The following is a 19,808-nucleotide window of genomic DNA, read 5'->3' on the forward strand; positions in this document are numbered from 1 at the left end:
ATGTGGCTGTATCAAGCTCTATTGGTTTTATTTACGCCATTAATTTTATTAAAAATTCGGCGATTTAAAAAAACGTATGTACATTATCGGGCGCAAGAAGCCTTGGGCTTTTGGCCTGCGGTTAAGGCTGACCTTTGGATTCACTGTGCCTCAGTCGGAGAAGTTCTTGCGGCTCGGCCTCTGGTACTTCAATGGCGAGAAAAATTTCCAGCGCGTCGTCTTTTAATTACCACCATGACGCCAACAGGCGCAGAGCAGGTAGTCAAAGAGTTTCCTTTTGCTGAGCATAGATATTTGCCGATGGACTGGAGTAGCAGTGTTAGCAGGGCGCTGAAAAAACTTGATTGTAAGCATCTATTGATTGTTGAAACAGAGCTTTGGCCTAATTTATTAAAACACGCTAAGCAGTGTGGTTTGCGTATCGATGTCGTGAATGCGCGCTTGAGCGATCGTTCCTTTCAGCGTTATCAAAAATTCTCTCTTGTTTCTCGCCCTTTATTTAAATTACCTGATAGCTTTTTAGCTCATGCGCAAGCGGATGCTGATCGTTTTGAGGCGCTTGGTGCAAAAAAAGTATTGGTTACCGGAAGTATTAAATTTGACCTCGCGGTTGCTCCTGAGGTTTTGCAGGCTAATTGGCGTCGGCAGCTTGGTTCGCGTTTTGTCTGGATGGGGGGAAGTACTCATCATGGCGAAGATGACATGTTATTGCGTATACATAAAGTGCTTTTGCAAAAGTATCCAGATGCTTTATTAATCTTGGTTCCTCGTCATCCTGAGCGCTTTGATGCGGTTTATGTTTTGGCGAAGCAGTCTTTTGAGCGGATTGCGCTACGCAGTCAAACTCCACCAGATCAATGGTGTGATTTTGATGTGGTGATTGGGGATTCTATGGGTGAAATGATGAATTATTATCAAGCTTGCGATGTCGCTTTTGTCGGTGGGAGCTTGATTAAGCGCGGTGGTCATAACCCCATTGAGCCTGCGCTACTGGGTAAAGCGATTATTGTTGGGCCTCATACCTTTAATTTCTTAGATATCACTAATCAACTGTTGCAGGTGAATGGCGCCGTGCGGTGTGAGGATGAAGCGCACTTACAAAGTGCTGTCGTTACTCTTGCTGGTCAATCTTCTCAGCGATATCGGCTAGGGCAAATAGCGTTGCGTTTTGCTGAGAAGAATCAAGGCGCAGTGACACGGGTTCTTGCGGAAATAGACTTCCGCTGAGGGACTCTTTACAATGCACGCACATTATCTCATGGGGTGCTTTGTCTTACATTAAGAAGACAGAAGCTGAGAAGCGAATTAATCGCTAACCCACCGAACCTGATCCAGATTATGCTGGCGTAGGAATCGAGATAGCAAGTTTCGCTACAGTAATATCGTAGATTGAAAACAGTACTCTTGATAAGCGTACCTTGCCATTTCCCTGTACGCCGCTCACTTATTGTTAGGAGCGACACCTTGAAAAAACTTTCCTTTAGTACACTTCTCACCACGTCTTTAATGACTTTAAGTGCAACCTTAGGCGTGGCGTTTTCTTCTGCTACGTTGGCGGCAGAAACGCTTAATGTTTATACGTATGACGCTTTTGCCTCTGACTGGGGCCCAGGCCCAAAAATAAAAGCCAACTTTGAGAAAGAGTGCGGCTGTGAACTGAATTTCGTGGCACTCGATTCTTCTGTTGGTATTTTGTCTAGAGCTCAATTTGAAGGGAAGTCTTCTCAGGCTGATGTGTTGCTAGGTCTAGATCTGAATTTAATGGAAGCGGCGAAAAAGAGTGGCTTGCTTGCTGAGCATAATGTTAATACTTCTGCTGTGACCATTGCTGGTGGTTGGAAGGATAAGGTGTTTGTACCATTTGATCAGGGCAATTTTGCCTTTATTTATAACTCTGAAACATTAAAAAATCCCCCCACAAGCCTTAAAGAAATTGTTGATAATCAAAATCTACGAGTGATTTATCAAGACCCTAGAACCAGCACGCCGGGTTTGGGGTTGTTGTTGTGGGTAAAATCGGTTTACGGTGATGGCGCTGCAGATGCGTGGGGGCGGTTGGCAAGTCATACCGTTACTGTGACGAAAAGCTGGTCTGATGCTTATGGTTTGTTCTTGAAAGGTGAAGCGGATGTTGTGCTGAGTTACACCACATCTCCGGCTTATCATATCGTCGCGGAAGGTGTCACTAAGTATAAAGCGGCGCAGGCCAGTGAAGGTCTTTATCCACAAATTGAAGTGGCGGCCATGATGAAAAGTGCACCTAATCCTGAGCTGGCAAAACGTTTTATGCAGTTTATTCTGCAGCCTGGATTTCAATCAACGGTGGCGACGGGTAACTGGATGTTGCCTGTTGTTAAGTTAAATGAAGCGTTGCCGGCAGCGTTTGATAGTGCATTACAACCCACTAAGGTACTTACTTTGCCAGCGAGCGATGTGGCTAAAAATCGTAAGGCTTGGGTGAATGAGTGGCTGAATGCCACGACACGATAAGCTAGGTTCGATTGCTTTCTTTTCGTGCTATTAAAGGCCTACTTCCGGCGTTACTGGGAGTGGTTTTTTTCTTATTAATGGGAGCGGCCAGTTTGGCGGCTCTTTTGCGTTATAGTGACATCAGTAGCTGGTCTGAGTATTTATACGAGCCCTACTTGTGGCGTGTGGTACGTTTTTCCTTGTGGCAGGCCTTGCTGAGCAGTGGTGTTAGTCTGTTGATCGCTATTCCGGTAGCGTCTTGTCTTATTCATCGCCAGTTTCGTGGTCGAGCTATTTTATTGCAGCTTTTTGCCGTGTCTATGGTCGTACCAACCATTGTGGCTATTTTAGGTTTGGTGGTGGTTTACGGTCGTACTGGCTGGTTGAGTCAAATTTTTGGCCTACAAATTCCTTTGTATGGGCTAGTGGGTATTTTACTGGCCCATGTGTTTTTTAATATGCCTTTAGCAGTGCGTTTGCTGCTACAAGGTTATGATTTGATTCCCTCCGGTCAGTGGCGCCAAGCTTCTCAGTTAGGATTTTCACGTTGGTCTGCATTTCGTTTGATTGAATGGCATTATATGAAAAAAGTACTGCCGGGTGCGTTTGTACTGATTTTTATGTTGTGCTTTTCCAGCTTTGCCGTGGTGTTGAGCTTGGGCGGTGGACCAAAGTCTAGCACCTTAGAGGTGGCTATTTATCAGGCGTTAAGATTTGATTTCGATTTGAATAAAGCAAGTTTTCTATCCTTGTTGCAAGTGACTATTTGCACTTTGTTTGCGGTGGTTGTTTATCGCATCGCACCTATTAATCAACAAGATGTCAGTGTATTAGCGGTAAAGAGCTATCCGGTGAAAGATTCCTTTTTAGCGAAAGGCGCAGACTGCATGGCTTTATTGTGTGTGTTGGTTCTGGTTATTCCGCCATTTTTAGCTATTTTTGATCCGATCTTTTCCCCTTTATTTTTAACGACCCTATTGTCATCTGGATTGTGGCAGGCGGTGTTGGTCTCTTTAAAAATAGCCTTACCCGCTGCGATAATAAGCTTGTCGTTGGGTGTGTGTTTCGTTGTGCTGGCACGTTTTTGTATGACACGACAATACTTGAGTGTTTTACCGAGCAAGCTTGAACACCTTGGAAATATGATTTTAATGGTGCCAGGGTTGGTTATCGCGACGGGATTATTTTTGTGGCTACGTGATCTAGGTTGGGGTTTCCAATCCAGTTATTGGATCGTGGTTTGGGTGAACGCTGTGATGGCGCTGCCTTTTGTATTGCGTGCTCTAATGCCTGTGTTGTATCAACAGGAGCGCCGTTTTCGTAACCTATACTTAAGTTTGGGTATTCAGTCTTGGTCACGGTGGTGTCTGGAATGGCCTTTAATTCGCGCTAGTGTCGCGCAAGCATTTGGTTACGCGCTTTTGCTCTCTCTTGGTGATATGGGCGTGATCGCGTTATTTGGCAGTCAGGGATTAGTGTCGTTGCCTTTGTATCTTTTCCAATTGATTGGCTCGTATCGTTTAGAAGAAGGGGCTTGTGTTGCTGTGGTGTTGATTTCCCTTTGTTTGATTTTATTTTATTGCTCATCTCGCCTTATTGGTGGAAAGACAGTCAGTGGAAAAATGACGGGAGGTAATTTCCATGTTAACCATTAATCTTCAATATAATTGGGAGACCTTTCACGCGGATTATCAGGTGAATATTGCGCCAGGCATGACAACCTTGCTTGGGGGGAGTGGCGAAGGGAAAAGTACCTTATTGCATCTCTTGGGAGGTTTTCTAGAAGGGCGTGGTGAGTTGAGTTTTAATGGCGACTCTTTATTGGCGTTGCCGGCCTATGAAAGGCCTATCTCTACATTATTTCAGAGTGATAACCTGTTTCCACAATTGACGGTTTGGCAAAATGTAGCGATTGGCTTATCGCCTTCTTTATTTTTGAATATTGAACAACAAGAGAAAGTGGACTGGGCATTAGGAAAAACACAGCTTGTTGATAAAAAAGGGCGTTTTCCACAAGCTTTGTCTGGAGGTCAAGCTCAGCGAGTTGCGATTGCTCGGGCGCTGGTGCGCAAAAAGCCCATTTTGTTATTAGATGAGCCTTTTAGCGCCTTAGACCCTGCATTGCGTGAAGAAATGCTTTATTTGGTCAATGATGTCACTCAAGAGCTTGGTTTAACCACCTTGTTGATATCCCATTTGCCTCGTGAAGCGAGCCTTGTTGGCGGGCGAGTTATCTTAATAGAAGGAGGGCGAGTGGTGGCTCATGAACCTGTCTCTGTATTGGATCAAGAGAATGCCCCCCCGCTTTTTTCCGATTATCTTGGTGCTTCTCACCGTTCGACTTGATCGCATGTTTCCTAGGCTTTAGTGGACTAAATTATCGACTTTGATATGATTAGAAAGTTGTAGAAATTTTTAATCAATCTGTGGGTGAGGTGCTTTAGCTAAGGGGCTTAATTCAAGAATAGACTCTGGTGTGAAAAAGTGAGAAAGAACAAAATCCTATAATGATAGGGAAGGTATATAATATTTAATTAGCTGATGTGTGCTCAGTGCTGTAAAAAAATACGATAAGTGAGAGAACTGAAATACCTACTTGCTACTTATCGAAATTTTAGGGTTAGAGTGATGATGATTTTCGTGAATGATCTACCAGGTATTTTTTATTGCCAAAAAATTAAAACTTACTGCATCATTGGTTGGTTTTTTAGTAATAAAATGAGCTTGACTGGATTAATAATTACTCTGATGTCTCTTGATTTTATAAATGAGTGATTTTTCTATTGACGAATTTTCTCATGATATTTATTAAGTTATTTATACTATAAGATTTATGAAGAATAGGTTTGAAATGATATCTAAAATAGTCAAAAAAATAAAACAAAGAAAGTTGATTATACGTAATATGAGAGACATTAATTCACTTATAAGAACAGAGGTGAAAATAGAGCAGTTGCAATATATGGCGTTAAACTCAGATAGGCCTTTAATTGCAGACGAATGTCAACTTGGTAGTCCAGTAATTGTAAGCTTAACAACTTTTTCAAAAAAAATCCATGAAGTGCATTTAGCTATAGAGTCCATTGCTCAGCAGTCGATTAGACCTGATAAAATAATACTTTGGCTAGATGAAGATGAGTTTGCAATGGAAAATATTCCAAGTATATTAATAAAACAAATTAATAGAGGCCTTGAAGTTAAGTTTTTTTCTAATATAAAGTCTTATAAAAAAATAGTTCCAACATTAATTATTTTTCCTGATTCTTATATTATAACTATAGATGATGATGTTCTATATGCTAACAATATGATAGATATCTTAGTAAAAGAGCAGAATCGCTTCCCCAAAATGATAATTGGCCATAGAGGTCATAGAATGACTTTTGATGGAGCTAATTTACCGAAACCATACAAGCAGTGGGATTATGATGTTAATGATGACATAGGTTCCCACAATATAATGCTAACAGGGTGTGGTGGTATAATATACCCACCAAAATCATTGCATCTCGATGCTACAAAAATTGATATATTTCAGAAATTAAGTCCAAATGCTGATGATTTATGGCTTAAAGTAATGGCGATTAAAAACGATACTCGATGTAAGAAAACAGAGCATTCAGATGGTGGTCTTGCATTAAAGGGTCACAGAAATATAGGGTTGGCACAAATGAATGTGAAAAATGGAGGGAATGATCAGCAATTAAAAAAATTGATAGAATATTATAAAATTAAGTTTGATTAAATAATTAATTTTCGATTATTTTAAAGATTCTCTTGAGTCTTGATTATGTATAATGAATATTCCTTTTGATTTTTTCTTTCCTGAAATTGTAAATAATACGGTTTTTACCCTTCCCCTCAATTATGTTTCGAGCTTGTTACTGGCAATATTGGTGTAACATGAATGATTGAGTTAAATTTTCTCTCTGCTTCGCTTATATAGAACGAGTCCCTAGTGTTAGATGAAAATGAGCTATTAAAGAAAGGCATTGTGATGACAATCGCTTATGCATTCGTTATGTCAGTTACCGCATTGGCGGCGAAACAAGCTCAGACCATGATTACGGTGTCGACTTTGGTTTTCTGGCAAAGCCTATTTTGTGTTTTGATTTTGTTACCGCAAATGCGTGGACGTTGGCAAAAACGGCCTTTATCTGTCTGGAAAATTCATTTTTTACGCAGCTTTGGTGGTTTTGTTGGCTTTCTCTTTTATTACTGGGCGCTGAATCATATCCCTTTGATTGAGGCTTCTTTGTTACGTACTTGTGCGCCATTGTGTGTGCCATTTGTTGTTTTGATGTTGCATAGAACTAAGATTCCTAGGGCTAGATGGTTGCCTCTAGTGATTGGTTTTATTGGTGTCGCTTTTGTTATTCAGCCTACGCCCAGTCATTTGAATCCTTGGCATTTAATCGGTTTTATATCGGCAATAGGCTTAGCGCTTTCAATGGTGACAACGCGAATGTTGTCTCATCAAGTGTCAGGTCAGGAAACCTTATTTGTGTATTTTCTGGTGTCGACATTACTGTCGCTTCCGCTGGTATTTATCCAAGGAGATTCCTTGTTGTTGCCGGTTGAGGTTTGGCCTCTTGTTGCTGTGGTTTCTATTACGCTTTACGTTGGTATGTATCTTTATAACAAGGCGTATACCTATGCGCCGGCGAGTATTGTGTCTCCTGTTAGCTATATTGGTGTTGTGTTTAGTGGTTTCTGGGGGCTAATTGTCTGGAAGCATGTGCCTGATGGTTTCGCCATTCTAGGGATGCTGTTTATCTTTTTAAGCATCTTGATCAGTACTCGAATGGCGAAAAAATTGGGTTAAGTCGCGGGCTTTAGTTTTTTATTTAATATTGTTGCGACAAAAATACCAGAGAAGATCAGTGCGATGCCAACATAGTGAAAACGGAACAAACTTTCCCCTAAAAATAGCACAGACAATCCGATGCTGAATACGGGGAGAAGGTGAATGAAATGGCCCGCCGTCGCAGCACCGAGTTTTTGTATGCCAGTGTTCCAACATAGGAAAGCGCCAATTGAAGCGAATACACTCATATAAAGAATGCTTAGCCAATTTTCTGTGGTGAAGCTGCTGAGCTGACTGTCACCAAAAAGAAAGAATAGCGGTGCCTGACAGAGAGTGCCGATTAAAGCGGTACAGGCAAAAAAACCGATCAATGACATTTCTTTTGGTCGTCTGACAATCATCACTGAATAAATGGCCCAGCTAATAGCGGCGACAATGATCCATAAATCTCCATGTGAAATGCTGAGGTGCAAAAAGGTATCTAGGCTGCCACGACTCACTATGGTGACAGCACCCACAGTAGAAATCATTATGCCAGTATTCTGTAACCAAGACGTTTTGCTTCCAAGCAGCAAGCGGGCGGTAATGAGGATCATAACGGGCATGATTGAATTTAACAGTACCGCGTTTGTGACGGTGGTCGATGTTAGGCCTATATACAAAAATAGATTGTAATTACAGATGCCAAGCCAGCCAAAAAGAACCAGTAGAGGCCAGTTCTTTGCAATGATTTCTCGTTCTCGCCACAGCTTTTTATAGGCAAAAGGTAAGATAATGAGGCAGGCAAGACTCCAGCGTAAGAAAGAAATCGAAAAAGGGTCAATTCCATCAGAAACGGTCAGACGACCTAAAATGTAATTGCCTGACCAGAAAAAAATGGGAAGTAATAGATAGATAAACGCTGGCATTGTGTGTCCTTTTATATTTTTTGTTGCTTTGTTCTTTTTGCCCAGTTTTGTATAAATAGGCCAATTAGAATGCAGGCTAACCCAACCAGTGTTGAGTTTAAAATAGGTTCACCTGCAAACTGAGATAACCAAACAATGGATAATAGCGGCGCAAGGAAAATTAAGTTGGCGACTTGACTCGCGTTGGATGTCAGCTTTAATGCCTTATTCCATAAGACAAAGCTAAGCCCCATTTCAAACAACCCTATGTAAACAGCGCCCCATAGTCCACCTGTATCCCAATGGCTTAATTCACCTGTTACCGCTGAAAAGACAATGATAAGCGGTAAAGCGAAGGTGAAGTTTAATGTTAACCCGATTAAGCTTGGGCGTTTATCTTTGGTGTTTAGCAGCCAATAAAATGCCCAGATAACGGTACTCAGTAGCGCGAAAGCAACGCCTGTGACATTCGAAAACTCCAGAGAACCAATTTGTCCACGAGTGGAAATGTAGAGCACACCAAAGTAGCAGGCTCCTGCCGCAATGTAGTCTGCCATTTTCAAGCGTTGCTTAAGAATAGGAACGGCCATAAAACTCAACATAATAGCCCAAGTGTAGTTAATGGCTTGAGCTTCCTGAGCTGGCAGCGTGTTATAGGCTTGAAGCAATATTAAGTAATAAAGAAAAGGGTTAATGGCGCCAAAAAAAAGAGAAGATTTCCAGGACTGTCTAGCGTAAGAGAGTAACTGTGTTAACTCTCCTTTAAGGGCGAGCAGAGAAACCAGAAAAACCAGAGAAACTAGGTTTGCGATAAGCAAAAGTTGTGTTGGTGATAAATGCTTTAGTGATATTGAAAACGCCGTCGCAACCGTGGACCAAAGTAAGACAGCACCTAAACCGAATATCATAGCTTGAGTGTTTTTTGAAAATTTGTTCATGAGATCCAGTTCCATGGTTTTAAAAAAGCATGCCTGCTGATTATTTGGAGTCTTTAGCTGGTAAGTATTAAAAGGAAAGCACAATGCCTGCTAACACAGAGGTGACGGTATTGTCTTCGATAATAGGGCTTTTTAAAATAGTATTGTGGTATTGGGTTTGGTGTACGCCCAGCATGAGATTGACGCTTTGAGTTAATGGGTAAATACCTCTCACCCCATAGGTAATACGAGAAATTGAGGGTGAATCATAGGCCGCAATCACGCCACCCGTTTTTATTGATTCACTTTGTGAAACGCCAAACAGATGGTTGCTCATTTTACTGTCCATATAACGATAAGTGATGGACGGAATGATTTTCCAGGCAGCAACAAGGATTGGGTAACCTGCCGAAATTTGTGCATAAAAGCCATCGTGTTTACCACTTACGTCTTGTGCTAATTTTGTGGTAATGGGACCTATTTGATAAGAGGCAAAGGCCATGATGCTGTCGTCTCTATCATCGAGTAATCTTATATTGGCGTCGTCAGAATCGTCTGGGTCAAACCCTGTCCTTTCGTAAGATAATCCAACGGCAAGGTTCTGTGCGGGGGTTTTAGGTAATAAATGATAGCCTATTTCCGGTAGGCGAAAATAGAAGCGTTCGCCGGTGTAGGATAGGTTTGGGAGGGCCCTTGATTCAGAGCCTGTGTCCTTGTAAAGGGATTCTGATTGGGCTCCTATAATGCCTAAGCTGCTGTCAGCCTGAGCCGAGAAAGGGGCAAGTAACAGTAATGCTAGTGACGCTTTCTTTATCATACCAATAACCATATTTTAGGAGAATTGTCATGATTCTATGGTCTTCAATCTCGGCTGTAAAACAATCTATTAAATATCAATGTTTTTTTTTCAATAAAAGTCTTCATTCGTATCGGTATTGTGGATTAAAGAGATTACATACAATGCTTTTCCTATGTGGGCTTGATTAACGTTTACTTATTGCACACTAGTGCTATATAATGCGCGTCCCTGTAAATCTATACTCCTTGTCTCAAGGCTTCATAACAGGGGAAGCGTGGAGACTAGAACCCATAAGGAGAGCTTAAATGCGTCATTATGAAATCGTCTTTCTGGTTCACCCAGATCAAAGTGAACAAGTACCAGCAATGGTTGAGCGTTACACGAACCTAATCACAGAAGATGGTGGTCAAGTTCACCGTCTAGAAGATTGGGGCCGTCGTCAATTGGCTTACCCAATAAACAAAATTCACAAAGCACACTATGTTCTTATGAACGTTGAGTGTTCTGATAGTGTTTTGTCTGAACTAAACGACACTTTCCGCTACAACGATGCAATCATCCGTAACTTGGTGATTCGTTGTAAAGATGCGGTTACTGACGTATCTCCTATTAAAGCTTCTGAAGGTCGTGAAGATCGTCGCCCAGCTCCTCAACGTGAAGAGCGCAGCCACGAAAACACTGACGAAGTAGCTGAAGAATCTGAAGATTAATCAATTTTTTTATTAGGAGACACTCATGGCTCGTTTTTTTCGTCGTCGTAAATTCTGTCGTTTTACAGCAGAAGGCGTTAAACAGATCGATTATAAAGATCTAGAAACACTAAAAGGTTATGTTACTGAAACTGGTAAAATCGTACCTAGCCGTATTACTGGCACTAAGGCTCGTTACCAGCGTCAGCTAGCGACTGCGATTAAACGCGCTCGCTATATCGCTTTACTTCCTTACACTGATAGCCATTTTAATTAATCGGTTGGAAGAAGTGCTTTTATGAGTGGTTTAGCTAAATGGGTAATGAAAAAACGTCTAAATGCCATAATTGGTGTGATGGTGTTTGGCCTTATACCTATGATGTTTTGGCTGGCCGCCGCAATCTTAGGGTTGGTGGTGCTTCGCAAAGGTGTAAAAGAAGGAATACCTGTATTAGTTTGGGGTTGTCTTCCAGCACTCGTGTTGTGGATGATTCAAGGTGATGCAACGGCACTTATGGTGTTAGTTGATGTGATGTTGTTGAGCTATTTGCTTAGGTCGACAATGTCATGGAGTTGGGTGTTATTAGCGGGCAGTATTTTAGCCGTTATTAGTACGCAGCTTCAGCCTCTTTTGATGACCGATATTTTGAATTTGGCTGTGGCCTTAGTTCAGAAGGTTTTGGTCTCTGAGGGTGTTGAAGCCCCTGATAGAAATTTAATTTTTAGCCAGGCGGTGATGGCAGTGTCCATCTTCCAAGTGGTGATCGCTGTTATTTCTTTGTTTTTGGCAAGAAAATGGCAGTCAGGGCTCTACAACCCAGGCGGATTACGTGCTGAGTTTCATCAGTTAAGATTGCCGATAGCGTTTAGTCTAGTGTTGGGTGGAATGATTCTAATAGGTGAGAGCTTAGGCGGATCCTTTATTGTTCTATCTCAAGCGGCTATTCCTGCTTTGGTGTTGCCGGGGCTTGCCTTAGTGCATGGTGTTTTAGCAAAAAAAGAAATTGGGATTGTTGGACTGATTGCATTTTATCTTGTGGGATTTTTTGTTCTGAATGTCTATTTTGCAAACGTTCTTGTCGCACTTTGTGTGATTGATAGTTTTGTGAATATTCGTTCTAGAATCCAAGGTAAAGCGTCCAACTCAAGTGATGACTAATGATTAATTAGAGGTGATCGAGATGGAAGTTATTCTACTCGACAAAGTAAACAAGCTAGGTGGAATTGGTGACGTTGCCGTCGTTAAACCAGGCTATGCTCGTAACTTTTTGATTCCGAACAAAAAAGCTGTAATGGCGACTAAAGCTAACTTGGCTAGCTTTGAAGAGCGTCGTATTGAACTTGAAGCAAAGGCAGCTGAACGTAAAGTAGCTGCTGAAGCTCGTGCTGAAACACTAGAAGGTAAAACTTTCACTATCGCTGCAAATGCTGGTGATGAAGGTAAACTTTTTGGTTCTATCGGTACTCGTGATATCGCTGACGCTATCTCTACGCAAGTAGCAGTAGAAAAAGCTGAAATCCGTCTTCCTGAAGGCGCGATTCGTCACACTGGTTCTTTCGAAGTAGACATCCAGCTTCACTCTGAAGTTGTTGTTACTGTTACTTTGGCGGTAATCGCAGAGTAATTTGTTTTGCAAATTACTTGTTAAAAAAGGGCGTCTTGTTTATTGCAAGATGCCCTTTTTTTATGAGCGTGATATGCTGATATTTCTATGTTTTTTCCGTTTTTGTATGGGTATTTTTCGTGCAACAAAATGATTCTGAAGTCGCTTCTATTAAATTACCACCTTATTCTATTGAGGCTGAGCGTTCTGTTGTGGGCGGCTTGATGCTTGACCCAGAAGCTTGGGAGAAAGTATCTGAGCTGGTGATCGCCGATGATTTTTATCGTCCCGAGCATAAGCTCATTTTTACTGTCATTGCGCGTCTAGCGGATGAGTCTGAGCCTATTGATGTTGTAACCATTGGAGAACGCCTAGATAAGCGTGGCGACTTAGAATCCATTGGTGGCATGGCGTATTTGATTGAAGTCGCTGAAGCCACTCCGAGCTCCTCTAATATTGGTTCTTATGCGGACATTGTTCGCGAACGCTCGATTTTGCGCCGTCTTATTTCAACGACTAACGACATTTCTGCTCGAGCGTTTCATCCAGAAGGTATGACGGCGGCTGAAGTTTTAGATGAAGCAGAAAGGAAGATTTTTCAAATTGCAGAAGGTGGGGAAAAGAAAGGCGGCCCTAGAATTGTTTCTGATATTCTTAGTGCGACGGTTGATAAGATAGATGAGCTTTACCATCAAGAAGGTGCGATTACTGGTTTGAGTACCGGTTTTACTGATCTAGATGCCATGACGGCGGGCATGCAAAAATCGGATTTGATTATCGTAGCGGGTCGTCCTTCCATGGGTAAAACGACCTTTGCAATGAATCTGGTGGAAAATGCCACCATGATTAGTGATAAGCCGGTCATTGTGTTCAGCTTAGAGATGCCATCAGAGCAGTTGATGATGCGTATGTTGTCCTCGCTTGGTCGAATTGATCAGACACGTATGCGATCTGGTCAATTGGTTCAAGAGGATTGGGATAAGTTAATGTCTGCTGTGAAGATGCTCAAAGATCGTAAGCTATTCATTGATGATACAGGTGGTATTAGCCCGACCGAGATGCGTTCTCGAGTGCGCCGAATTGCGCGTGAACATGGCGGTGTTGCTATGATCATGGTCGATTATCTTCAGTTGATGCAAATTCCAGGTTTTACGGAAGGTCGAACTAATGAAATTTCTGAAATCTCTCGCTCGCTTAAGGCATTAGCTAAAGAGATGGAGTGTCCTGTAGTGGCGCTTTCTCAGCTAAACCGTAGTCTGGAGAATCGTCCTAATAAACGCCCCGTAAACTCGGATTTGCGTGAATCGGGAGCGATCGAGCAGGATGCAGATGTAATATCGTTTGTTTATCGTGATGAGGTGTATCACGAGGACACACCGCATAAAGGTATCGCAGAAATTATTATTGGAAAGCAACGTAATGGCCCAATAGGTACCTGTCGCTTAGCGTTTGTTGGTAAATATACCCGCTTTGAAGATTTGGCACCCGATGCTTATCGGGATTTTGATGACGAATAAGGTCTGTATGGTGTATTTTGTAGTACTTACAAATGATAACAAACAGTGAAAGGCGTTATAAAAATAACTAATATGGAATTGAGAGTTGTCTATGCGCAAAATGCCAGTAACAAATAAAGAGATTGATTTCCCAGAAAGTTCTTCTTTGGTGTCCAGTACGGATGTGAAAGGACGCATTACATTTGTTAATGATGCTTTTTGTGATGTAGCGGGTTACGAGCGTGAGGCGTTAATCGGTGCGCCACATAACATTATTCGTCACCCTGATGTGCCTTCTGCTGTTTTTGCTAACATGTGGGCTGATCTCAAACAGGGTAAGAGTTGGATGGGGTTAGTGAAGAACCGTTGTGGAAATGGTGATCATTATTGGGTAAGTGCCCATGTCAGCCCGTTATTAGATGGTCGTAAGGTAATTGGTTATGAGTCTGTTCGTCGTAAAGCGACTCGAGATGAAATTTTGCATGCTCAGTCTGTCTATGATCGGATTAACGCGGGTAAGAATTTGGTACCGTCGTTCACAAAAGTGGCAGCCCATTTAGATAATGCTTCTTGGCCTTTGATGTCTTGTTTTATTTTATTGGCCTTGATTGGGTTATTGTCTAGCTCGGTGGCGTTACAGGTGGCTGGGCCTATTCTTGCGCTGTTGGGGATTTGTTTAGCGTATCAGCAGAGTAAGTCATTGAATGCGGTTGTATTTGGCTTGTCACCTGAAGCGCACAATCCAATAGGGCAGTATTTGTACTGTAAAACCGTCGGTACTAAGGCTGCAATTAAATTTGCGAAGATTCATCAAGAAGCCGCAGGCAACACGTTTCGCTATCGTTTAAAAGAAGGTGCGCAACAGCTTCAGCACAGAGCGTCCGAAGCGAAAGCGAGTGTGTCGACGAATCTTGCTAACTTTAATAAACAGCGTAATACGTTTCAGGAAGTGGTAGCTGCCAGCTCTCAACTGCTTTCTAGTGTCACTCTGGTGGCGGAGAATGTTCATGTAGCCGTTGAAGCGACGGAGTCTGTAGGTGTGGTTTCTCGAGAGAGTCGTTTATTAGCTCAGCAAACTGGCGAAACGATGCGTCAGGTTTATCAAGATATTTCCGATGCGAAAAAGGTAGTAGCCATACTGGCAGAGCGCAGTGATAGCATCAACGAAGTGGTTAATTCCATTAGTGGTATTGCAGAGCAGACAAACTTGCTTGCTTTAAATGCGGCTATTGAGTCTGCCCGCGCTGGTGAAGCTGGACGAGGTTTTGCGGTGGTCGCTGATGAAGTTCGAGCGCTGGCAATCCGGACACAAAATGCAACGCAAAGTATTCATAGCATGACGGAAGAGTTAAAGAAAAATACGGCAGATGTGACGAATACTATCGATAAAGGTACGGCGGTTGCGCAAGAAGGTGTGGATAGCGTTAATAAAGTAGCTCAAAAAATGGGTGATATTGAGACCGCTATTAAACAAATTGTCGAAATGACCGCTCAAATTAATGTCTCTTCAGAAGAGCAGGCCAGCGTAGCCCGTGATCTTAATGAAAAAATGCGAGAAGTAGATGCTCTTAGTATCAATAGTATAGAGCGCGCAGAAAATATTGTGATAAATATCAGTCATATTGAAGAAGAGGCCTACGAGCAAGGCAATCTTGCTGAACGTATGAAGCAGTAGTTTTTATGTTTCTGTAATAGATCATTAAGGCCCTTTGAGAGTGATTTTTCAAAGGGCCTTTTTGTGTCTTGAGTGTAAGGCTAACAAGGCTCTTCGCTGATAACGTGATAAATAGCTTTACCAAGTGTTTGGATTTGATCCTTGGTGATGACGTAAGGCGGCATTAGATAAATGAGCTTGCCAAAGGGGCGAATCCATACGCCAAGTTCAACGAATTTAGGTTGTATTTCATGTAAATTGACGGCATTTTTTAACTCTACAACGCCTATTCCGCCAAGGCATCGTATCTCTTTAACTTGTTTAAGGTGTGTGCAGGGCGCCAGTGCCTCTCTCATCCATGTTTCTAATTGAGTGATCTTTTCAGGGATATTGTATTCACTTAATAAAGACAAGCTGGCATTTGCGGCTGAGCAGGCAAGTGGGTTTCCCATGAAAGTGGGGCCGTGCATAAATACGCCGTCATTGGCGCTTATTCCAAGAGCGACTTTATTATTAGTTAATGTTGCTGCTAGTGTCATATACCCCCCAGTGAGTGCTTTACCGACACACATGATGTCTGGACAAATGTTAGTGTGGTCTGTGGCAAAGAGCTTTCCGGTGCGCCCAAATCCTGTGGCGATTTCATCAAAGATTAAAAGAATGTCGAATTCGTCGCATAGTGTGCGTATGTGGTTAAGGTATTGTGGATTATAAAAGCGCATCCCTCCCGCATTTTGCACAACGGGTTCAATGATGAATCCTGCAATGTGCTGATGATGCTGTTGAAAGGTTTCTTTAATCTCATCTAAGTATGCTGTTTTGACTGGCTCATGAATGCCAGTTGGTGGTGGTGAGATGAAAAACTGTTGAGTGAGTGCGGCATTAAATACATTGTGCATGCCATTTTCTGGGTCGCATACAGACATGGCTGCGAAGGTGTCGCCATGATAGCCACTTTTTGGGGAAACGAAGCGTTGCTTGTCTGGTTTTCCTTGAGTGTTCCAGTATTGGATGGCCATTTTAAGCGCGACTTCAACGGAAACGGATCCTGAGTCCGAAAGGAATACGCGTTGCAGGTCATCTGGCGTAATGGCAATGAGCTTTTCGGCAAGTTCGATTGCGGGTTTGTGTGTGAGCCCACCAAACATTACATGAGAAAATTGGGCGAGTTGATGCTGGATAGCGCTATTTATTGCTGGATGGTTGTAGCCGTGAATTACGCTCCACCAAGAAGACATTCCGTCTATGAGAATACGTCCGTCGCTGAGTGTTATCTCACAGCCTGAAGCACTTTCGACAAGAAAATGCGGGCTGGGTTTACTCATTGAAGTGTACGGGTGCCACAGAAGTTGCTTGTCTAAATCTAGGTATTCTTGTTGTGTTTTCATGATGTTGGCCATTACTTTGTTGCGTGCATACTAAACAATGGTATGGGTAATGGCTAGGTCGTTGTTGTGGTTGGCGGCTAGTGTTCTTTGTCGGGTGTTCTGGCAATCACCCACACGTCGACGCGCTCCGCTCCCGCTTTTAACAATAGTTTTGCGCAGTTTTCTACTGTGCTTCCCGTTGTCATGACATCATCAAATAGAGCAACATGCTTTGCAATTGGAGTGTCCACTTTATAGCTGTTTTGAGGGCTTTTTAGGCGTTCTTTTCGACTTAAAGAATGCTGGGCTTGAGTGTTTTTGATTTTTTGTATCGGATTGTGTTTTGGTAGGGTTGGGCATTCTTTTCCTATGTGCTGCTGTAGGCTTTTAATTAAGTGGGTGGACATCGCTCTTGTTTGGCAAAATCCGCGTTCTTTGATTCGGCTTGGATGACTTGGCACATAAAGTATTTGTTCCGGCCAGTTGCCAGATGAGTATGTTCTGATTAGATGGTTGCTCAATAGGTATGTTAGTGGCCGAATGTAATGGTTTCCTTGGTTGAATTTGATGTTATGGATGAGTATTTTTACGATGCCTTCAAATCGATAGGGGGCGATACAGGAGTGATAGGGTGGCGGGAGTGTTTGGCATTGCCCGCATAGGTTGCTGATTGTGTGTGTTGGGCGTTTGCAGTGATGGCAGTTGTTTGTGTTGAGTGGAAGTCCTTCTTGGCAGTGAAAGCAAAGCGTGTTTTCACTTTTTGCGTTACAAAGATAGCATCGATTTAAAAATAACCTCTTGTAAACTTCATATATTTTTTTAGTTGACAGTTTCTTCCAGTCCATTAGTATTACTCCATTGAATTTCTTTGATCGAGGATACTATGTCTTTAAGTACGTCTGTAGCAACCACCAATAAGCCGCGTTTTGACTGGACTCACGCTGAAGTTAAGGCGCTTTTTGATCTGCCATTTATGGATTTGATATTTCGTGCTCAGACTGTTCATCGTGAGAATTTCACGCCAAATGAAGTGCAAGTCAGTACTCTTTTGTCGATCAAAACGGGGGCGTGCCCTGAAGATTGTAAATATTGCCCGCAAAGTGGACATTATAATACTGAGCTTAAAAAAGAAAAATTAATGGAAGTTCAAAAGGTGCTGGAAGAAGCGGCCCTGGCGAAAGAAAAGGGTGCAAGTCGCTTTTGTATGGGGGCGGCGTGGAAGCACCCTTCCGAAAAGGATTTTCCTTATGTTCTTGAGATGATCAAGGGGGTTAAATCTTTAGGGTTGGAGTCATGTGTGACATTGGGCTCGTTAAATGATGATCAGGCGAAGCGCTTATCGGAAGTGGGTTTGGATTATTACAACCACAATTTAGACACCTCCGCAGAATTTTACGACAGTATTATTACGACAAGAACGTATCAAGATCGCTTGGATACGTTATCAAGAGTACGAACGTCGGGCATTAAGCTTTGCTGTGGTGGCATTATGGGGATGGGTGAAGAGCAAAAGGATCGAGTGGGTCTATTGCGTCAACTTTCTCTTATGTCTCCTCATCCTGAGAGTGTTCCTATTAATATGCTGGTGAAAGTAGAAGGAACACCGATGGAAAATGTCGACGATCTTGATACCTTCGAGTTTATTCGGACAATCGCTGTGGCGCGAATTATTATGCCAAAATCCCACGTTCGTTTATCGGCGGGTCGCCATGGGATGAATGAACAGACTCAGGCCTTGTGTTTTATAGCGGGTGCAAACTCAATTTTTTACGGTGAAAAATTATTGACGACAGGCAATCCTGAAGCGGATAAAGACATGGCCTTGTTCGCAAATTTAGGTATTAACCCTGAAAAACGCGAAGAACATTCAGATGAGGCAGTTGCTGAAGCCATTGTCACTCAAGCGGTGAAACAAGAAGAATCCAAGTTGTTTTATGAAGCCAGTGCCTAAGTCGCCGGATTGGATGTTGTCTGCGCTTGAAGAGCGTCGACAACAGAACTTGATGCGCCGAACAGTGACTATGGACGGTCCTCAAATTCCTCATGCTAAGATTAATACTCAAGATTACACCGCTTTTTGTTCTAATGATTACCTTGGTTTGGCAAATCATCCTGCGTTGATTAAAGCGTTGCACGATACCGCTCAGAAGTATGGTGTCGGTGGTGGCTCGTCGCATTTGGTGTGTGGCCACCTGACGCCTCACCAGCAACTTGAAGGTGCCCTCGCAGACTGGCTTGGTTACGAGCGAGTGATGTTGTTTAGTACTGGTTACATGGCGAACCTCGGTGTGATATCGGCGCTGGCTGGCAAAGGTCGGCCTGTTGTTCAAGACAAACTCAATCATGCTTCGTTAATCGATGGTGCGTTATTGGCGCAAGCGTCAATGCGTCGTTATTTGCATGGTGATGTGGCGAGTGCTGAAAAGCTATTATCTAGATCGACTGATTCCGGATTACTCATTACGGATGGTGTATTTAGTATGGACGGTGATGTGGCGCCTTTGTCGGAGTTATCTAGTTTGGCTATCAAACATGATTGGATGTTTATGGTCGATGATGCTCATGGCTTGGGGTGTCTTGGTGAGGATGGGCGGGGGTGTTTGTCATTAGCGAGTTTGGATGCTGAGCGGCTGCCTATATTGGTGGGAACGTTTGGAAAAGCTTTTGGAACGGCAGGGGCTTTTGTGGCGACGTCACATGAGTATGCGGATTATTTAACGCAATTTGCGCGTCCTTATATTTATACCACAGCGATGTCGCCAGCTATGGCGGGAGCAACGTTAGCGTCTTTACGCATCATTCAATCATTAGAAGGGCAGGAAAGGCGTGATAGATTATCTGCGCATATTGCGTATTTTCGTCAACGAATGCAGTCGTTACCGGTTGTCTTGATGGCGTCGGAGACCGCGATTCAGCCTATACTAATGGGTGACAGCAAAACCGCGCTTCAAATTAGTGAACGGCTAAAGTTTCTCGGTGTCTGGTGTACAGCGATTCGACCTCCAACCGTCCCAATAGGCAGTGCCCGTTTAAGAATTACCTTAAGTGCGGCCCACTCTGATGCAGATTTAGTGCTACTATGCGACTCACTCGAACACGTTTTAATCGCCAAATAATAG

The 19,808-nt window shown here is 42.8% G+C and carries 19 protein-coding genes and 1 riboswitch; of the genes, 14 read left to right on the forward strand and 5 right to left on the reverse strand.

The annotated features are described in order from the left end of the window. The 6 genes from MP3633_RS04045 (at position 1) to MP3633_RS04070 (ending at position 7,294) form a co-directional block, all read left to right on the forward strand. The gene (locus MP3633_RS04045; protein ID WP_176334577.1) at positions 1-1,227 is read left to right on the forward strand and encodes a 3-deoxy-D-manno-octulosonic acid transferase; all 1,227 of its coding nucleotides are present in this window, start codon (positions 1-3) and stop codon (positions 1,225-1,227) included. Positions 1,228-1,249: 22 nt separating this feature from the next. After that, a riboswitch (TPP riboswitch) is annotated at positions 1,250-1,371 on the forward strand. Between the two features lie 93 nt (positions 1,372-1,464). Continuing rightward, entirely contained in the window at positions 1,465-2,490 is a 1,026-nt protein-coding gene (gene thiB, locus MP3633_RS04050; protein WP_217909051.1) for a thiamine ABC transporter substrate binding subunit, read from the forward strand. Between the two features lie 11 nt (positions 2,491-2,501). After that, the gene (thiP, locus tag MP3633_RS04055) at positions 2,502-4,124 is read left to right on the forward strand and encodes a thiamine/thiamine pyrophosphate ABC transporter permease (RefSeq protein ID WP_244959822.1); all 1,623 of its coding nucleotides are present in this window, start codon (positions 2,502-2,504) and stop codon (positions 4,122-4,124) included. Then, positions 4,111-4,815, forward strand: coding sequence for a thiamine ABC transporter ATP-binding protein (locus tag MP3633_RS04060; protein ID WP_176334578.1), 705 nt, complete (start codon positions 4,111-4,113; stop codon positions 4,813-4,815). Before thiP ends, MP3633_RS04060 begins: the two co-directional genes overlap by 14 nt. Positions 4,816-5,320: 505 nt before the next feature. Then, positions 5,321-6,214, forward strand: a complete 894-nt coding sequence (locus MP3633_RS04065) for a glycosyl transferase (RefSeq protein WP_176334579.1) — start codon at positions 5,321-5,323, stop codon at positions 6,212-6,214. A 213-nt stretch (positions 6,215-6,427) separates the two neighbouring features. Beyond that, positions 6,428-7,294 carry a DMT family transporter gene (locus MP3633_RS04070; protein WP_244959824.1) on the forward strand — a complete coding sequence of 289 codons (867 nt, stop codon included), beginning with the start codon at positions 6,428-6,430 and terminating at the stop codon, positions 7,292-7,294. Here the strand turns inward: MP3633_RS04070 and MP3633_RS04075 are convergent. The 3 genes from MP3633_RS04075 to MP3633_RS04085 form a co-directional block, all read right to left on the reverse strand. Next, on the reverse strand, positions 7,291-8,184 hold the full coding sequence (locus tag MP3633_RS04075; protein WP_176334580.1) for a DMT family transporter: 894 nt from the start codon (positions 8,182-8,184) through the stop codon (positions 7,291-7,293). The genes MP3633_RS04070 and MP3633_RS04075 overlap by 4 nt on opposite strands. 11 nt (positions 8,185-8,195) lie before the next feature. Further along, positions 8,196-9,101, reverse strand: coding sequence for a DMT family transporter (locus MP3633_RS04080; protein ID WP_112140608.1), 906 nt, complete (start codon positions 9,099-9,101; stop codon positions 8,196-8,198). A 67-nt stretch (positions 9,102-9,168) separates the two neighbouring features. Beyond that, positions 9,169-9,897 (reverse strand): MipA/OmpV family protein, encoded by a 729-nt coding sequence (locus MP3633_RS04085; RefSeq protein ID WP_244959826.1) that lies wholly within the window; start codon positions 9,895-9,897, stop codon positions 9,169-9,171. A gap of 287 nt (positions 9,898-10,184) precedes the next feature. Between MP3633_RS04085 and rpsF the strand changes: the two genes are divergently transcribed. The 6 genes from rpsF (at position 10,185) to MP3633_RS04115 (ending at position 15,343) form a co-directional block, all read left to right on the forward strand. Next, entirely contained in the window at positions 10,185-10,589 is a 405-nt protein-coding gene (gene rpsF, locus MP3633_RS04090) for a 30S ribosomal protein S6 (RefSeq protein WP_112140606.1), read from the forward strand. 25 nt (positions 10,590-10,614) lie between these two features. After that, a complete protein-coding gene (rpsR, locus tag MP3633_RS04095) occupies positions 10,615-10,845 on the forward strand; it encodes a 30S ribosomal protein S18 (protein ID WP_036161308.1) in 231 nt (76 codons plus the stop codon). 21 nt (positions 10,846-10,866) lie between these two features. Beyond that, positions 10,867-11,727, forward strand: a complete 861-nt coding sequence (locus MP3633_RS04100; protein WP_176334581.1) for a hypothetical protein — start codon at positions 10,867-10,869, stop codon at positions 11,725-11,727. Between the two features lie 22 nt (positions 11,728-11,749). Then, entirely contained in the window at positions 11,750-12,193 is a 444-nt protein-coding gene (rplI, locus tag MP3633_RS04105; RefSeq protein ID WP_176334582.1) for a 50S ribosomal protein L9, read from the forward strand. A gap of 119 nt (positions 12,194-12,312) precedes the next feature. Next, positions 12,313-13,689: a replicative DNA helicase gene (gene dnaB, locus MP3633_RS04110; RefSeq protein WP_176334583.1), complete on the forward strand. Its 1,377-nt coding sequence runs from the start codon at positions 12,313-12,315 to the stop codon at positions 13,687-13,689. A 91-nt stretch (positions 13,690-13,780) separates the two neighbouring features. Beyond that, positions 13,781-15,343 carry a methyl-accepting chemotaxis protein gene (locus tag MP3633_RS04115; protein WP_176334584.1) on the forward strand — a complete coding sequence of 521 codons (1,563 nt, stop codon included), beginning with the start codon at positions 13,781-13,783 and terminating at the stop codon, positions 15,341-15,343. Positions 15,344-15,423: 80 nt separating this feature from the next. On the opposite strand, the gene bioA is transcribed toward MP3633_RS04115, so the two are convergent. Both bioA and MP3633_RS18955 read right to left on the reverse strand, forming a co-directional pair. Continuing rightward, entirely contained in the window at positions 15,424-16,710 is a 1,287-nt protein-coding gene (gene bioA, locus MP3633_RS04120) for an adenosylmethionine--8-amino-7-oxononanoate transaminase (protein WP_176334585.1), read from the reverse strand. 77 nt (positions 16,711-16,787) lie between these two features. Then, positions 16,788-17,210 (reverse strand): ComF family protein, encoded by a 423-nt coding sequence (locus tag MP3633_RS18955; RefSeq protein WP_244959827.1) that lies wholly within the window; start codon positions 17,208-17,210, stop codon positions 16,788-16,790. A 362-nt stretch (positions 17,211-17,572) separates the two neighbouring features. Between MP3633_RS18955 and bioB the strand changes: the two genes are divergently transcribed. Next, positions 17,573-18,640 carry a biotin synthase BioB gene (gene bioB, locus MP3633_RS04130; RefSeq protein WP_176334587.1) on the forward strand — a complete coding sequence of 356 codons (1,068 nt, stop codon included), beginning with the start codon at positions 17,573-17,575 and terminating at the stop codon, positions 18,638-18,640. Further along, positions 18,624-19,805 (forward strand): 8-amino-7-oxononanoate synthase, encoded by a 1,182-nt coding sequence (gene bioF / locus MP3633_RS04135; protein WP_176334588.1) that lies wholly within the window; start codon positions 18,624-18,626, stop codon positions 19,803-19,805. Before bioB ends, bioF begins: the two co-directional genes overlap by 17 nt. The last annotated feature ends 3 nt before the right edge of the window (positions 19,806-19,808 follow it).

Source organism: Marinomonas primoryensis (assembly GCF_013372285.1).
GTDB classification, from domain to species: Bacteria; Pseudomonadota; Gammaproteobacteria; order Pseudomonadales; family Marinomonadaceae; genus Marinomonas; species Marinomonas primoryensis.

Excerpts from the sequence above, each read along its gene's own strand:
- MP3633_RS04060 (WP_176334578.1), top strand. The coding sequence starts at position 4,111 with ATGTTAACCATTAATCTTCAATATAATTGGGAGACCTTTCACGCGGAT.
- MP3633_RS04065 (WP_176334579.1), top strand. The coding sequence starts at position 5,321 with ATGATATCTAAAATAGTCAAAAAAATAAAACAAAGAAAGTTGATTATA.
- MP3633_RS04075 (WP_176334580.1), bottom strand. The coding sequence starts at position 8,184 with ATGCCAGCGTTTATCTATCTATTACTTCCCATTTTTTTCTGGTCAGGC.
- MP3633_RS04085 (WP_244959826.1), bottom strand. The coding sequence starts at position 9,897 with ATGATAAAGAAAGCGTCACTAGCATTACTGTTACTTGCCCCTTTCTCG.
- bioB (WP_176334587.1), top strand. The coding sequence starts at position 17,573 with ATGTCTTTAAGTACGTCTGTAGCAACCACCAATAAGCCGCGTTTTGAC.
- bioF (WP_176334588.1), top strand. The coding sequence starts at position 18,624 with ATGAAGCCAGTGCCTAAGTCGCCGGATTGGATGTTGTCTGCGCTTGAA.
- MP3633_RS04045 (WP_176334577.1), top strand. The coding sequence starts at position 1 with ATGTGGCTGTATCAAGCTCTATTGGTTTTATTTACGCCATTAATTTTA.
- bioA (WP_176334585.1), bottom strand. The coding sequence starts at position 16,710 with ATGAAAACACAACAAGAATACCTAGATTTAGACAAGCAACTTCTGTGG.
- MP3633_RS04100 (WP_176334581.1), top strand. The coding sequence starts at position 10,867 with ATGAGTGGTTTAGCTAAATGGGTAATGAAAAAACGTCTAAATGCCATA.
- rplI (WP_176334582.1), top strand. The coding sequence starts at position 11,750 with ATGGAAGTTATTCTACTCGACAAAGTAAACAAGCTAGGTGGAATTGGT.
- MP3633_RS04115 (WP_176334584.1), top strand. The coding sequence starts at position 13,781 with ATGCGCAAAATGCCAGTAACAAATAAAGAGATTGATTTCCCAGAAAGT.
- rpsF (WP_112140606.1), top strand. The coding sequence starts at position 10,185 with ATGCGTCATTATGAAATCGTCTTTCTGGTTCACCCAGATCAAAGTGAA.
- rpsR (WP_036161308.1), top strand. The coding sequence starts at position 10,615 with ATGGCTCGTTTTTTTCGTCGTCGTAAATTCTGTCGTTTTACAGCAGAA.
- MP3633_RS04080 (WP_112140608.1), bottom strand. The coding sequence starts at position 9,101 with ATGAACAAATTTTCAAAAAACACTCAAGCTATGATATTCGGTTTAGGT.